This window comes from Olsenella sp. kh2p3, from assembly GCA_900119625.1.
Taxonomy (GTDB): domain Bacteria; phylum Actinomycetota; class Coriobacteriia; order Coriobacteriales; family Atopobiaceae; genus Tractidigestivibacter.
Map to the genome: position 1 here is coordinate 37,114 of FPKD01000009.1, position 15,155 is coordinate 52,268.

At 64.1% G+C, this 15,155-nt stretch carries 12 protein-coding genes; 8 read left to right on the plus strand and 4 right to left on the minus strand.

The window, feature by feature from the left end; translation table 11 throughout:
* Positions 1-323: 323 nt before the first annotated feature.
* Positions 324-695, plus strand: coding sequence for a hypothetical protein (locus tag BT122_RS09155; RefSeq protein ID WP_143190031.1), 372 nt, complete (start codon positions 324-326; stop codon positions 693-695).
* 95 nt (positions 696-790) lie between these two features.
* Positions 791-1,654 (plus strand): MBL fold metallo-hydrolase, encoded by an 864-nt coding sequence (locus tag BT122_RS09160; protein WP_072355624.1) that lies wholly within the window; start codon positions 791-793, stop codon positions 1,652-1,654.
* A 490-nt stretch (positions 1,655-2,144) separates the two neighbouring features.
* On the opposite strand, the gene BT122_RS09165 is transcribed toward BT122_RS09160, so the two are convergent.
* The 4 genes from BT122_RS09165 to BT122_RS09180 all read right to left on the minus strand — a co-directional run bounded on the left by BT122_RS09165 (position 2,145) and on the right by BT122_RS09180 (position 6,097).
* On the minus strand, positions 2,145-3,443 hold the full coding sequence (locus BT122_RS09165; protein WP_072355625.1) for an MFS transporter: 1,299 nt from the start codon (positions 3,441-3,443) through the stop codon (positions 2,145-2,147).
* Between the two features lie 3 nt (positions 3,444-3,446).
* Positions 3,447-4,571: a butyrate kinase gene (gene buk / locus BT122_RS09170; protein WP_072355626.1), complete on the minus strand. Its 1,125-nt coding sequence runs from the start codon at positions 4,569-4,571 to the stop codon at positions 3,447-3,449.
* A 58-nt stretch (positions 4,572-4,629) separates the two neighbouring features.
* A complete protein-coding gene (locus BT122_RS09175; RefSeq protein WP_072355627.1) occupies positions 4,630-5,625 on the minus strand; it encodes a phosphate acyltransferase in 996 nt (331 codons plus the stop codon).
* 73 nt (positions 5,626-5,698) lie between these two features.
* Positions 5,699-6,097, minus strand: coding sequence for a hypothetical protein (locus BT122_RS09180; protein WP_072355628.1), 399 nt, complete (start codon positions 6,095-6,097; stop codon positions 5,699-5,701).
* A 146-nt stretch (positions 6,098-6,243) separates the two neighbouring features.
* Here BT122_RS09180 and BT122_RS09185 point away from each other — a divergent pair, with 146 nt between their 5' ends.
* The 6 genes from BT122_RS09185 (at position 6,244) to BT122_RS09210 (ending at position 14,880) form a co-directional block, all read left to right on the plus strand.
* The gene (locus BT122_RS09185) at positions 6,244-7,836 is read left to right on the plus strand and encodes a PucR family transcriptional regulator (protein WP_072355629.1); all 1,593 of its coding nucleotides are present in this window, start codon (positions 6,244-6,246) and stop codon (positions 7,834-7,836) included.
* Between the two features lie 124 nt (positions 7,837-7,960).
* Complete coding sequence (locus tag BT122_RS09190; protein ID WP_072355630.1) at positions 7,961-8,938, plus strand: flavodoxin family protein; 978 nt, start codon at positions 7,961-7,963, stop codon at positions 8,936-8,938.
* A 174-nt stretch (positions 8,939-9,112) separates the two neighbouring features.
* On the plus strand, positions 9,113-10,636 hold the full coding sequence (locus BT122_RS09195) for an FAD-dependent oxidoreductase (RefSeq protein ID WP_072355631.1): 1,524 nt from the start codon (positions 9,113-9,115) through the stop codon (positions 10,634-10,636).
* 89 nt (positions 10,637-10,725) lie between these two features.
* The gene (locus BT122_RS09200) at positions 10,726-12,870 is read left to right on the plus strand and encodes an FAD-dependent oxidoreductase (RefSeq protein WP_286130355.1); all 2,145 of its coding nucleotides are present in this window, start codon (positions 10,726-10,728) and stop codon (positions 12,868-12,870) included.
* Positions 12,870-13,934 carry an NADH-ubiquinone oxidoreductase-F iron-sulfur binding region domain-containing protein gene (locus BT122_RS10750; RefSeq protein ID WP_083432428.1) on the plus strand — a complete coding sequence of 355 codons (1,065 nt, stop codon included), beginning with the start codon at positions 12,870-12,872 and terminating at the stop codon, positions 13,932-13,934. The genes BT122_RS09200 and BT122_RS10750 overlap by 1 nt, the downstream gene beginning before the upstream one ends.
* A gap of 229 nt (positions 13,935-14,163) precedes the next feature.
* Positions 14,164-14,880: a helix-turn-helix transcriptional regulator gene (locus BT122_RS09210; protein WP_072355632.1), complete on the plus strand. Its 717-nt coding sequence runs from the start codon at positions 14,164-14,166 to the stop codon at positions 14,878-14,880.
* Positions 14,881-15,155 lie beyond the last annotated feature (275 nt).

A 15,155-nucleotide genomic window follows, 5' to 3' on the forward strand; every position in this document is an offset into this window, starting at 1 on the left:
GGTTCGTGCGATAGCACATAAAGATGTCACATATAGGCAAAAGCTTGTGCTAAGAGCCATAGGATGAGCCGATACGTCCGCATAGGATGAAGTCATCGGGCGGCGTGCGGGAATGCCCCGTGCGCCGCATTTTGTACCTTTGGGCATATGCCCAGCGTCTAGGGAAGGAATCACTCATGCCGATGAAGACTTCTACGAGGTTCGTGAAGGCCGCAATTCTGGATATTTGCACAGCGCTCGTGCTCTGCACACTGTGTGAGTGGCTTGCAATTTACGTCTTCCATACTGCGACCCCGGCGCCGGGTGAGGGTTGGATCTGGCCTATGTTCTGGATCAACTTCGTGTTTGCGTGGTGCGTCGCCACCATCATCGGCATGGTCCCATCCCTTCCCGAGAAGTCCGTCCGCTGGGCTATGAAGCGCTCCAATCCTTCTGAGGGCGCCAAGTTTGGTGCGCTCGTCAACATGCCCATCAACACGGTCTACGCCCTTATCCTGTGCTATCTGGTAGGCGCTCTCGATGCTTGCGTACTGGGTGGGGCACCTTTCATTGCATCAATCTTTGGGTTCCTGCAGAACATCATCCCGGTGTGGGTTGCCTGCTACGTTGTGACGTTCTTCCTGCAGGGCCCCATCGAGGACTTCGCCCGCAAGGTGTGCAACGACCCTGCTCCGGCAATGCCGCAGATGCACTAGGGTTTACTCGCCTGTTTTGGCATGCACATAGACGTGACGGCGCCCGGGCCAAGCGGCCTGGGCGCCACTTTGGCATTTTGGGAGGTACTTCTCGCATGGACAAGATCTTCACGGTGACAGACCTGGGCGACGGCCTGTGGGAGATAGCGGACTGCGTTGGCTGTCGCTGCTACCTGGTAAGGGGGCGCGATCGCGTGGCGCTTGTCGACTCGTGCGTGGGTGTGGGCGACCTGCGTCCCGTGGTGCACGAGCTTAGCGGCGGCCTTCCCGTGACCGTGCTTCTCACGCATCGCCATCACGACCACATTGCGGGTTCGTACCTCTTCGATGACGTGCGCATTCCCTGCGAGGAGGACGTGGACATCGCCTTGGGCGAGGAGCACAACGCCAACGCCGTGCGCATCTACGTGGAGCAGGGGCGCGCGCCCGAGGGTGCATTCTCGGCCATGCGCGAGGGTACGCGGCCAAGCTTCACGTACTTCGAGGAGGGCGACGTGCTTGACCTGGGCGGCGTTACCATCGAGGGCGTTTTTCTCCCCGGGCATACCGATCACTCGATGGGCTACCTGGTGCGCGAGCGCAGGCTGCTTCTCTCCGGCGATGCCGTGACGCCCTGTATGTGCCTCTTCTTTCCCGAGAGCCTACCCATTGCCACCTGGCGCCAGACGCTCGAGAAGATGCAGGGGCTGCCGTTCGACACGTTCCGGATTGGCCACTACTCCCACGAGTTCCGCAAGAGCGACTTGGACGGCTTTCTCGCCGCGGCCGACTACGCGCTGAGCGGTGCGCGCGGCCTCTCGTGGATGTACACCTACATCGACGGCCTCAAGGGGTCGCTGTACATCTCGCCCGACACGCCGACGGATGACGCCGATTCCCCGGACTTCCGTGCTGTTATTGGGCCGTACGTGCCGCGCGAGCACAAGCGTCGTAGGCGTCATGGCTCTTGTGATGAGTAGGGCTGTTCTCGCGGTCGCAACGAGTAAGTGCAGCCCTCACGCTTGCTGTTCTCCGGCAGGTAATGTGTACAATTTGGCAGCAGACGAGAAAATCCAACTGGGAATTTCAGAAGACTGAATGCCAAATTGTACACATTCAGTTGCGAGGAGGGGCGACAACTTTCTCGCTGCCTTCTCGCGACCCTCTCTCAGCCTCATTTCGGCATCAATGTGGCGCCGGAAGGCCAGTTGCCGTAGCTCTTACGTATAAGAAAGGCCCTCCGGCATCTGCATGACGCCGGAGGGCTCGTGTTGTGGGGTCTGGAGCGTCGGTCCACGAGAAATGCGCTACACATTCGTGTCCGAATGTGTAGCGCGTGCTGGTTGATACACATTCGAATGCCGAATGTGTAGCGCTCCGCGAAGTCGCTAGCTTGGCCGTGGCGGAGTCGCCGGCTGAGCCGCGGCGGAGTCATCAGCAGCGTCACCGGCGACTCCGCCGAAAAGCACCTTATCGCTTGTCAGCCGAAGCCTGGCTCTGCTCGCGGGGCGCATGCGCAAGCGCGAAGAGCGCAAGCGCCAGGCACGCCGCCATGCACACCAGTGACAGGGCGAACATGAGGCCATACCCGCCTGCGGAATCGATTACCAGGCTCCAGAACACCGCGGCCACGGCGCTCATGAGCGAGCCCACCATGGAGACGCGCGAGTAGATGTTGGCGTAGTCGGCGGAACCAAAGACGCTTCTCACCAGGAGTGGCGTCTCGACCGTGGTCATGGCGTAGACAACGCCAAAGCAGAACGCGCCCACAAGCAGCAGCGCAAGCACCGAGGGCATGCCCCACATGAGAAGGACGCCCACCGCGCCAACCGCAATGCCGCAGATGGCACCAAGGCGCACGGAGCGGTCGCTCACGGAGCCGAGAAACACCTTGCCAATGGCCTGCCCGCCCATGGCCGCAGAGGCAACCACGCCCGACGCCGCTGCAATCTGCGGCAGTGAATTGGAGAACGACAGAGCGTAGCTCGAGAGGAACTGGTAGACGGTCTGGTTGAGCGTGATCAGCCCGCAGAAGGCCACGATGGCCCAGAACGCGGGGGTGTGCATGGCGTCTGCCGCGGAGACGCCCTTGGCGGGTGCGGCCGCACCGTTGCTCTCGCCCTCGGCGTCCTCCTCGTCCGCGCCATAGGGGAGAAGCCCCTTGTCGGCGGGCTTGCTCCGCACCACAAACAGCGTGAACGGGAGCGTCCCCACCAGGATGATGATGCCAAACACCAGATAGGCCGTGCGCCATCCCTCGGCGCCGGACTGGATGATCGAAGTGCCGATGGGGTTGAAGATCACGCCGCCAATGCCCGTGAAGGCCATGCACAGACCCACGAAGAAGCCCACGCGCTTGACGCACCAGGCGTTGATGAGGGTGGGAACTGCCAGGTAGATGAGGGGTGCTACGCCCACGCCCAGCACGATGCCAACAAGGTAGAACTGCCAGACCTCCTGGCAGGACGCCATGCCAAACATGCCCAGGCCGCAAAGCGCCGTGGCAACGGAGAGCACTGCCCGCGCATCCCGCGCCGCAAGGAGCTTGCCGGCAATGGGAAGCGTGGCCATCATGGCCAGGTTGAGCACCGAGAAGTACAGCGTGAACGAGGCCTTGGGCACGCCAAAGAACTCGGACACCGGCGTGAAGAAGATTCCTGCGCACGAGAGGACCAGCGCGCAGGGGAGGCACGTCATCACGATGCACGAGAGGACGATGAGGTACGCGTAGTGGAAGCCGCCCTGCTTTGTTGCGTTGCTGCTCGCCATGCGCTAGGCCTCCACGTCGGCGAAGGCGCCGTCCATCTTGAAGCCGTCCCAGGAGGGCACGCCCGTGTAGGTCATGACCTCCTCAGTACCCTCGAGCGCGCGCACGGCGCCGGCAGCGGCGCCCTCCATCTCGAAGTCGCCCGCGTACACGTAGACCGGGGCAATCCAGCTCACGCGAGCCGTGACGTAGTCAACAAAGCGCTGGTCGTGGGACACGCCGCCGGTGAGCACGACACCGTCGACCTTGCCCTCGAGGGCGGCCGCAAAGGCGCCGATCTGCTTGGCGGTCTGGTAGGCCATGGCCTCGAAGACAATGCGCGCCCACTCGTCGCCCGCGTCAATGCGCGCGTCTATCTCCTGCGCGTCATCGGTGCCGAGAAGGCCCTTGAGTCCGCCGGTCTTGCCAATGACACCCATGACCTCTTTCTTGTCGTGCTCGCCCGAGAAGGCAAGGGCGGCAATGGGCTTGGCGGGCACGTCGCCGGAGCGGTTGGGGGCAAACGGTCCCGAGCCCTCGAGCACGTCGTTTGTGTCGACCATGCGGCCGTGCTCGTGCGCCGCCACCGAAAGGCCGCCTCCCACGTGCGCCACGATTACGTTGACCTCGTCGTAGCTCTTGCCGAGAGACGCCGCGCAGCGGATGGCGCACTCCTTCTGGTTGAGGCAGTGCACGTGGCTCTTGCGGTAGACGCCGGGGTAGCCGGTGATGCGGGCCACGTCCTCGAGCTCGTCGGTGTCAGGCTGGTTGACCGCGAAGGCGGGCTTGCCGCAGCGGCCAGCCAGGTCAAAGAGGATGGGTGCGCCGAGAATGGCGGGGTGGTTCATGCCGCAGTTGAGCACGTGCTCGCAGACCTTCTCGTCAATGCGGAAGATGCCGCCCTTGGTGGGGCCCATGCCGCCGCAGTAGCCCGAGAAGGCGTCGATGCTCTCAAGCGCGATGCCCGCGGCGTCGAGCGCGTCGAGCACGGTCTTCGTGCGGAACTCCAGCTGGTCGGCCGCACGGTCGAAGCCTGCAAGCACGGCGGGGTCGTGGCGGACGTTCTCCCGCATGAGGGTCTTCTCGCCCTCGAAGACGGCCACCTTGGTGGAGGTGGAGCCGGGGGAAAGCGTGAGGATGCGATAGGTCATGAAGTGCTCCTTTGAATTATTGCGCCCGCGCGGTGGGCGCGCGGGCGAGGCGGGCGTGTTATCGAGCGGAGAGGACGAGCATGGCGATGTCGCCAACCATCTCCTCGACCGAGGAGCCGCGCGAGCTGTCTGCCACGGGGCGCTTGAAGCCCGAGAGGTTGTGGCCGTAGCCCTTGCCGTGCGCGAAGATCTGGATGAGCTTCACGGCGCTGTTCGCGCAGTTGAGGTCGGGGAAGACGAGCACGTTTGCCTTGCCCGCCACGGCGCTCTCGCGCTTGACCTTCTTTGCGGCCACGGCGGGGATGATGGCGGCGTCGAGCTGGAACTCGCCGTCAAGCGCGAGGTCGGGCCTGCGGTCGCGGGCGATGGAGATGGCCTCGCGGATGCGCTCCACGCTTGCGCTTTCGCCGGAGCCGTCGGTCGAGTAGCTGATGAAGGCGCAGCGGGGCTCCCAGTCCATGAGGGCCGAGACGTTGTCGCACGCGGCGATGGCTATGGAGGCCAGCTCCTCGGCGGAGGGCTCGGGGTTGAGGCCGCAGTCGGTGAGAGCAATGACGTCACCCTCGGGGCCATCGAAGCCCGGGGTCTGGACAAGCGCCAGGATGGAGGGCACGTCCACGCCGTCGGCGAGGCCGATGATCATCTGGGCAGCCATGAGCACGTCGCCGGTGGTGTTGGTGTGGCCGCAGAACGTGCAGTCCACGTCGCCGAGCTCCTCGAGCATCATGGCGTAGTTCAGCGGGTTCTTGAGCTTGCGGCGAGCAGCCTTCGCGGAGAAGAGGCGCTCGCGCCCGGCGTTCATGTAGCGCTCGGCAAGGGCGTCCGCGGCCTCGGCGTCTGAAGTGTCGATGATGCGCATGCCCTCGGTGGAGACGCCCGCGCGCTCCGCGGTCTGTGCGATGACGTCGGCGGGGCTCACCAGGACCGGGGTCCCAATGCCGTCGTCTGCCACGCGCCTTGCCGCGAGCAGCGTGTCCTCGTTGTCGCACTCGGGCAGCGCCACCGCCTTCGGGGTCTTGCGCGCCTTCTCGATGAGCTCGTCAATAAGTGCCATGGTCTTCTCTGCCTTTCCCTTGGCCTTGTACGTGAGTGTGTGGGCTATGCTTCCGGCTTCGCCGGCGTTGCCCCTAGTGCTTGGACGGGATCTTGAAGAGGATGATCGACGTCACGTAGCCGATAAGAACGAGCTGGAAGTAGGTCTGGAGCCACGTGGCGATCATCTGCGCGGGCCCAACCTGCGTTACCGCCTCGGTAAGGGAGATGATGGTGACGAAGATCAGGTTCTCGATGAAGATGGCCAGGTACGGCCTGATCGCCTTGCCCTCAAGCCCCTTCGTGAGCGACTGCGAGATGCTCACCGTTGGGATGAGAAGCTGCGCCACGACGTTGGTCGTGAAGGCGACGCAGGTGTAGGGGTACCACGTTCCCCACTCCATGGGCGCGCCCGCGAGCAGCGTCGCACTCGTGTTGATGACAAGAGCGAGGACGATGTCGTTCACGAGCGTCCTGATGTTCCATTCGCACATGGGGTGCCCTCCGGTCCTTCTCGGCAAAAGTCCACCAGTTAGCGTACGGCGGACCCCCTCTGCCTCCCATGGAACGCGCACCAAATTACTCGGTCGGAGAAGTTACTATGTTTGTGCACGAGCACAGCGCTATTTAAAGGGGACATATGAGGCTTCGGACCGTCCTGAACGAGTTGCCCATAACGGCTTCTTACATCCACGACGACGAGCTGCTCGAGTGGGACCTTATCGTCTCTCCCGAGTGGAACGTGGGGTCGAAGGGCGTCATCTGCCTGGGCCCCATGGCAGACTACCTTCGTGACGGTGCGTCCCAGAACGGCGATGGCATCATGCTTGTCTACGTCCAGGGAGAGCTTGGGGAGGAGTACCACAAGCCGCCGCGCAACGTGGTGTTTGTCACCGGCGAGATCTCCCCGAGCGACTTCCAGGAGGCGTTCATGCGCCTGGTGCTCAAGAGCGGCGAGCTTGCCGTGAGGAGGGAGACCCTCTTCCGCTGTTACCTGGACTCCTACGATCTGCGGCAGTTTGCCCGCCGTGCCTCCGAGGTCATTGGCAATCCCGTGGTGATTACGAACACCGACCACAAGGTGTTGGCGACGGCAGGCGAGATACCCAGCGACCGCCCGGACATTGCGGCGACCGTCGAGAGCGGCTACGTCTCGCAGGCGGTCGAGGACCACCTGGCGGAGTCCGGCATCCTGAGCTCCGTGAGGGGCTCTCGCCACTCGGTCATCACCACGAACGTGGCCGACAACCTGCGCTGCGTGACCTCGATCATCTATCACCACCGCCTGGAGATGGGACGCTTCGACGCATTCGAGGTGACGCACGAGGTCACGGGCATAGACCTCGAGCTCATCGACTACGCCACCTCGCTTGCGGGCCTCATGATTGACCGGCTGGGCGTTGCCGGGAAGCGCGTGGACATGGGCTCTTCCGTCCTCGCGGACATCCTGGCGGGCAAGTTCGAGGACAGGGACGCCGTGCGGGAGCACCTCCGCATAGCCGACGTCCCGCTCGACTGCAACTACGTGCTGCTCCGGGTGGTGGGGCAGCCCGGTGCAGGCCACGACTACTACGCCCGGGTGGGGCAGCTCGTGGGTGACGCCCTCTCTGGCAGCGTCTGGACCATCTTTGGGTCTGCGGTCATCGTGCTTGTCTCGCTTGGCGGAGCAGCTGACGGCTCCTTTGACGGCTACGAGTCCTGCGAGCGGCGAATCCTCCGTGATAGGCACTTCATGGGCGCTCTTGAGCACAACGACATGAGGGCTTTTGTGAGCGAGCCCTTCTCCGACGCCATGCAGCTGCGTCCCCGCCTCAAGCAGTGCATCCTGCTTGACGAGGCTGACGCCCTCGAGAGGGACTCCAACCAGCGCGTGGTCTTCTTCTGGGAGCACCGCTTCCAGGTGGTTGCTTCTGTGTTCAAGGGGCTGGGCTACTCCGACATGCTCCTCGACAAGCGCGTGGTTGCCATGGCTCGCTACGACCGCGAGCACGGGAGCTCGTATCTGGAGACCGCCGTGATGTCGGTGCGCTTCCCGGGAAGCCCCGCCGAGGCGGCGGAGGCCCTGAGCGTGCACAGGAACACCTACTTCTACCGTGTGAACAAGATTGGTGAGCTCTTCAAGCTCGACCTCAAGGACGGCGACGACCGCCTGGCGCTCTCGTTCACGGCACGCGTCCTGGAGGCGCTCGGCGAGGACACAGTGGACGCCGGTGCCCTTCCCGAGACAAGCTGAGGGACTTTCTCGGCCAATCTTCTATGCAATTGCACAGCATTCCCGGCGATAGGCTTCTGCCATCAGGAAAGGCCGTCGCGCGGGGGCGTGGCGGAAACGCTGCGAGAGGGAAGGTTGGTGTCCCATGGCAAAGGTTTTGGGCGTCTCGTTTGGAACCAAGAACGGCAACAACGACAGCATCTGCAAGGAAGCGCTGATGGGTGCCGTCGAAGAGGGCTGCGAGGTCGAGTTCATCCGCGCGATGGACCTCAACATCAAGCACTGCACGGGCTGCATCACCTGCGTGAAGATGCTCATGAGCGGCCAGGGCAACATGTGCATCCACAAGGACGACTTCGACTGGCTGTTCTTCAAGATGGCCGAGGCAGACGGCATCATCATGTGCGACCCCATCTTCGAGACGGGCGCCTCGGGCCTCTTCCACACCATCATGGACCGCTTTGGGCCGCGCATGGATACCGGCAACAACGTGATCGCTACCCAGATTGCCGAGAAGATTGCGGCTGAGGGCGGCAAGTCCAAGGCCCCCGACCCGCGCATCATCTGCCCGGGCAAGCCGGTATCCTACATTGGCATTGGCGGCTCCGACTGGGGTACGCACGTCCAGTCCGACCACGCCATCCAGTCGATGACCCCCACCTGGAAGGTCATCGACAACGAGTGGGTGCCCTGGTCCAAGCGCGCCCTTCTCGACGACAAGGTCGTTGCCCGTGCCCATCAGATTGGCGTGAACCTCGCCCGTGCGGCCAAGGACCCCGAGCATGCCACCTACCAGGGTGCTGAGGGCGTCTGCCCGCATTGCCACGCCAACGACTTCTACCTGGTCCCCGGCACGGACAAGGCCATCTGCTCCGTCTGCGGCCTTGAGGGCCACGTGAGCGTTGTCGACGGCAAGATCCAGGTGGAGTACCGCCACGACGAGTGCTACGACGAGCGCGGCCTCTTCCGGGCGCACGACACCGCCGAGGGCAAGCAGATCCACGGCGAGGACATTGGCCGCATGGAGGGCGAGCTCGCGCAGCTTCAGAAGGGTGACGAGTACAAGCAGCGCGTCGCTAAGTACAAGGCCTTCATCCAGCCCACGATGCCCCCGAGGGACTAGCGGGCCCGCACACGGCGACTCTCCCACGGCATCGCGCGTCGCGCACAGTTTTGTGCCGGGCGCGATGCCGTTCTTTTGTACGGCCGCACATAGCCCGTACGGCCCGGTGCTGCGACATTACTAAGTGTCTACGTTACACAAAGCGTCTTGTTGTCCCAAACATGGAGGTATGACATGGCCAAGCAGCTTGAAACCGACGTTGTCGTCGTTGCGGCGGGTCTCTCCGGACTCGCTGCGGCGATTTCTGCCGCGGAGAACGGCGCAAGCGTCATCGCTCTGGAAAAGGCGTCCAACACCGGCGGCGCCGCCAACATGGGCATGGGCCCCTGCGCGGCCGGCTCCCCGGTGCAGAAGGCCTCGATGATCGAGGTCACCCCTGGCGAGCTGTTCCGTCGCCACATGTTCTATACCCACTACCAGGTTGACCCCCGCCTTGTGCGCGCGTACTACTTCAAGAGCGGCGACACCATCCAGTGGCTCATGGACATGGGCGTCAAGTTCAACTCCGTGCGCCCCGCGTTCCGCGCCCGCGAGCGCACCCGCGCTTACGCCGACGGCGAGTACACCTGGCACGTCGTCCAGCCCGAGGACGGCTCCGAGCCCGGCCCTCGCGCCGCGACCACGATGACCAAGCGCATGACCGAGCGTGCCCAGGCACTGGGCGTCGAGTTCATGTTCGAGACCCCCGGCAAGGAGCTCATCACCAACGACGAGGGCGCTGTCGTGGGCGTGAAGGCCGTCGACAAGAACGGCGAGGAAGTCGACATCACCTCCAAGGCGGTCATCGTCGCCACCGGCGGCTTTGGCGCCAACTCCAAGATGATCAAGGACCTCATCGGCTTCGACTGGGGCAAGAACCTCTACTCCTTTGCCGTGCCCGGCATGGATGGCGACGGCTTCAACATGTGCCACAAGGTGGGCGCCGGCCACACCCCTGTGACCATGGAGATGATGTACCAGCTTCCCGACAACATGAACCACTTCTACGTGGAGGGCGGCTTCCGCCAGCCCTGCTACTGGTGCGACCGCAACGGCGAGCGCTTCATGCCCGAGGACGACATCTTCAACACCACCTTCGTGGGCAACGCGATCAACCACCTGCCCGGCAAGGTCGGCTTCTCGATCTTTGACTCCAAGATGCTCAAGCACTGGAAGAAGGACGGCCCGGACATCGTCTCCCACGTCCACCCCAAGGACCTCTACCAGGGCTTCGAGGAGCAGTTTGCCCGCGACGAGGACACCTACCTCGACGGCGACGGCAACCACGTGATCGCCAAGGCCGACACGCTCGAGGAGCTTGCCGAGAAGATCGGCATCGACCCCGAGGGCCTCGTCAAGAACGTCGAGGAGTACAACGCCATGTGCGCCGAGGGCTGGGATTCGCTCTTCGAGAAGGAGCGCGAGTTCATGATGCCGCTTGAGAACGGCCCGTTCTACGCCTGCCGCCAGTACGTTGGCGCCTACGGTACGCTGGGTGGCGTCCTCATCAACCAGCGCATGGAGGTCATGACCGACGAGTACAAGAAGATCCCTGGCCTGTACTGCGTGGGCACCGACGCCTGCACCATCTACGGTGACTCCTACAACTACTCCATCCCCGGCAACACGATGGGCTTCTGCCTCAACTCTGGCCGCATCGCCGGCGAGAACGCCGCTGCCCTCTCGATGGAGTCCGCGTCGGACGACGAGTGGGACTAGCACCTACTAGCTCGTGACTGGTTGCGCCCCGCTGCGTCTGCGGCGGGGCGCGCCGTCTTGAGAGACCATCATTGCCATTGGAGAGGGACATGATGAAGCTGACCATTGACGGAAGCGAGGTCGAGGCCGCAGAGGGCACGTCGGTGCTCGACGCTGCGCTCGATGCGGGAATCTTCATCCCGCACCTCTGCAAGCACCCCGACCTTGAGGCCGTGGGTGGCTGCAGGCTCTGCGCGGTCGAGGTGAACGGCTCCGGCCACGCCGTCCCCGCCTGCAAGACCCAGGTTGAGGAGGGCATGGTTGTTGACTCCCACGCCGCCACCGCCGACCACGTGCGCAGGATGGCTATGGAGCTCATTCTCGCCACCCACCCCTCGGACTGCACCGGCTGCCCCAAGTACGGCGTCTGCGAGCTGCAGTCCATGTACCAGTATCTGGGAGTCTCGCCGGCGCGCTGGCGCTGCCGCGCCCGCACCGTTCCCACGGACGACTCGAACCCGCTCATCACACACATGTTCACGCGCTGCGTGCGTTGCGGCCGCTGTGTGCGTGCCTGCCGCGAGCTGCGCGGCGTTGGGGTTCTCGACTATCAGCGCACCGAGGACGGCGTGCGCATTGGCATCGACGGGGGCGTCTCACTCGAGGAGGCGGGCTGCCGCTTCTGCGGGGCCTGCGTTGAGGTGTGCCCCACGGGCTCGATCGTGGACGTCCTGGGCCTCAACAAGCCCGAGCGCAGCCGCGAGGACAACGTGGTGCCGTGCCGCTCCGGCTGCCCCGCGCACATCGACATCCCGCGCTACCTGCGCCACGTGAAGGCGGGGGAGTGGGAGAAGGCCACGGCCGTCGTGCGCGAGAAGGTGCCGTTCCCCGAGACCCTGGGTTCCATCTGCACGCACAACTGCCAGGGCGAGTGCAAGCGCAACCACCTGGAGGGTCCGCTCTCCATCTGCAGGCTCAAGCGCGCTGCCGCCGTGCGTGACACGGGCGAGTGGAAGTCCCGCGTGCGCCACGAGCCGCTTACGGGCAAGCGCGTGGCCATCGTGGGCGCCGGCCCCGCTGGCCTCACCGCGGCATACTACCTGGCAGAGAAGGGCCATGCGGTCACGGTCTTCGAGGCCGAGGAACGCCCCGGCGGCCAGCTTCGCTACGGCATCCCCGCCTACCGCCTGCCCGATGAGGTTCTCGACCACGAGGTCTCGACCATCCTCGAGGTGACGCAGGGCACAGACGAGAAGCCCCGCATCGAGCTCCGCTGCGGCGAGCGGCTGCACGACGTGAAGTCGCTTCTCGGCAGCTATGACGCGGTGCTTGTGACGGTTGGCACCTTCGACGGAACCGTGCTCCCCATGAAGGGGCACGACCTCTCCGGCGTCATCCGCAACACCGACTTCCTCAAGGCCGCCCGCAAGGGCAACCCCATCGAGGTCAACGGCCGTGTGGTGGTTCTCGGCGGCGGAAACGTTGCCTACGACTGCGCCCGCACCGCCGTGCGCCTGGGTGCCACGAGCGTGGACGTTGCCTGCCTCGAGGCCGAGGCCGTCATGACCTCCACTCCCGAGGAGCGCGAGGAGGCGTCCGAGGAGGGCGTGGTCCTGCACGACGCATACGCCTTCACGTCCATCAACGAGTCTGCGGAGGGCTCGGGCAAGGTTGGCTCCATCACGATCAACAAGATCGCCAAGTTCTACTTTGACGAGAACCACCGCGCCGTGACCGAGCTCGTCGAGGGCGGTGAGCTCACGCTTCCCGCCGACTACGTGATTTTTGCTGTTGGCCAGAAGCCCGAGGACACGCGCGACATGGGCCTCGAGCTCACGCACGGTCCGTACGTGGTGGCAGACGCGGATCACCGCACGAGCGAGGAGGGCATCTTCGCCGCCGGTGACGCCGTGACGGGCACCAAGTCCGTGATTGGCGCCATCGAGGGCGGCCGCGAGGCGGCGCAGTCCATCGACCGCTACCTGGGCGGCAACGGCGACATCTCCGAGGTCCTTCTCGACGTAGACGCCCCCGAGCAGCACATTGGCCGTCCGGGTGAGCACTTCTACGATGCGCCGCTGGAGCCCGAGATTGCCCCCGCATCCGAGCGCCGCGACAACTTCAAGCAGTACGAGTGCCCCTTCGCCGAGTCCGAGGCGGAGCGCGAGGCGTCCCGCTGCCTCCAGTGCGACCTGCGCCTGACCCTCGAGCGCCCGAAGCTGTGGAACGAGTACCCGCAAAGGAGCGCAAACTGATGACTCTCGTCAACTTCATGCCGCTCGACCGCTCGCATCCGGTTGCGCTCGAGCTGCTCCGTTCGAACCTGGCGGATGCCGCGCAGCGCGTGGCGGCAGAGGACGTGCGCCTGCTCGTGCCCGCCTCCGCCACGGACGTTGCCGCCGCGCTTCCCGAGGGAAGCTTTGTCACGGCGGATGACTCCTTTGGCTTTGTCTACGCCAACGACACCGCCGCCGCGCGCGTCCTTGTGGGCGAGAAGCCCCTGCCCTCCGCCGTGAGCGGAACAACCGCAGGCGCGGACCCGCTTGTGTCCGGCGAGGCGTGGCTCTGTGGCGGCGAGCGCAAGGTGGTCTACGTGGGTGACGCCCGCGTGGAGAGCGCCGCACAGACCACGGTCGCCGAGCTTCTCGGCGCCGCTGGTGTCTCTGCCGATGACGTCAAGGCCGTCTACCTGGGCTATCCCATGTGTGCCTTTGTGGCGCCCGCGCACTTTGGCGATGCCGTGACCCTTGCCTGCGACGAGGCTCGGGTGATTGGTGCAGGCGACTGCGCCGTTGACGCCATGCGCGAGATTCTCGACGGCTTCCACCGCGAGTGCTGTGGTCGGTGCGTCTTTGGCAACGAGGGCGGCCACCAGCTCTGCGCGATTCTCGCCGACGCCTGCGCCGGCAAGGGGCAGGACGCTGACCTCGACCTCATCCGCGACCTTGCGCCCACGATGGCCGAGCAGGCGCTCTGCGAGGTTGGCCAGCGCATGGCGAGCGTTGCCGCTCAGGCGCTCGACCTCTTTGGCGACGAGTTCGAGGCGCACGTCTCGCGCCACCAGTGCCCCGCGGGGAAGTGCCGCGCGCTGGTCACGTACCACATCCTGGTCTCGCGCTGCACTGGCTGCGGGGAGTGCCTGGATGCGTGCGAGGAGGACGCCATCGAGGGCAAGGCGGGGTTTGTCCACGTGATCGACCAGCGCGCCTGCGTGCGTTGCGGCAAGTGCCTGGACGCGTGCCCCAAGGGTGCTGTGGTGACGGCCGGGCTCAAGAAGCCCAAGACGCCGCCGCATCCCATTCCCTGTCGCGTGCACTAGGTTTAGTGTCCGAACTGCGTTTGACCTTTGGGGCCCGCCGCCACGCGCGACGGGCCCTTCTCGTGTGCGGCGCTGTAACGATTCCGGCTCCGCATAACGTCTCCGGTGCCGTATCGCCTCTGTCCCTTCCGGAGAATAGCTCCCTTTCTTAAAATCGATTTCAAGCAACTGGGCAAATGCGACTGCCGTTTAAGAAAAAGAGCTATTCTCTGCGAGAAACGGGGCTGTCATGCCAGACCATCCCTCCATCCCCCGAGGACCCGCGTCGTTTGAGGACTTGCTTCAGAATGCGGGACTCTCCGAGCGCGAGGCGGATGCGGCCCGGACGGTCGTGTTGGGCCTCACCGCCGCAGAGGCGGCCCCATTGATGGGCGTTGGGGCGTCGACTGTTGGCAGCTACCGGCAGCGGGCCTACCAGAAGTTGGGCGTGTCTACGAAGGCGGAGTTCCTGAGAATTCCCTCATGTGCCCAGTGGCAGAAGGCGCTGGTGCAGGAAGATGCCCCACACGATGGGACCTCAAAGACGGCGTCTGAGACCCGCCAAAGCTCGCGGCAGTTTTACCTGCGTCTCTTCCTCAAATGTCTTCTTGCCAGTGCTGCCATTGTGTCCGTTGTTATAGTCGCCTCCTTGATTTCTCGTCCCCAGTACACTTACCTCGACTCACCTAATGGGTCCATTACGTCCGATTTCGGCGACGTACCGGACGTCACGGGCATGCGTGCGGATTCCGCCGCCTCCGCGTTGGCGTCTGCGGGCTACTTCCCAGAGTTTCTACCTCGCACTTCTTCGGAAGTTCCGGGTACGGTCCTTCGCGTGGGCAAGATTGGTGAGATGAAAGACGCTGATGAGAGCCGCTCTGCCATAGCGTGGGATGGAGGCAGCGCCTCTGGTTACAACGTGCACGGCGATTGGAAGGCGTATGTCCTGATTGACGTTGCCGTCTAGGAGTGCGCTTGCGGACATGGCTGCGCCGTCGATGGGTGGCAAATGTGGCAACTCGCAATTTGCTGCAGACATCCACTTCCTGCATTTAGTACTTTCTTGGCAAGACAGACATAGATCAGAGAGATCATCAAGAGGGGAGCGGCCTCGATGGTTTACGGACTGAGTGGTTGGGTACTATTTGGCATGCTCCTTGTTGCGATTCTCGTGGTTGCGCTGATTATCTTCGGCGTCGTCCTTCTTGTGAGAAAGGCTTGGGGCAAGCGCAAATAAACCCT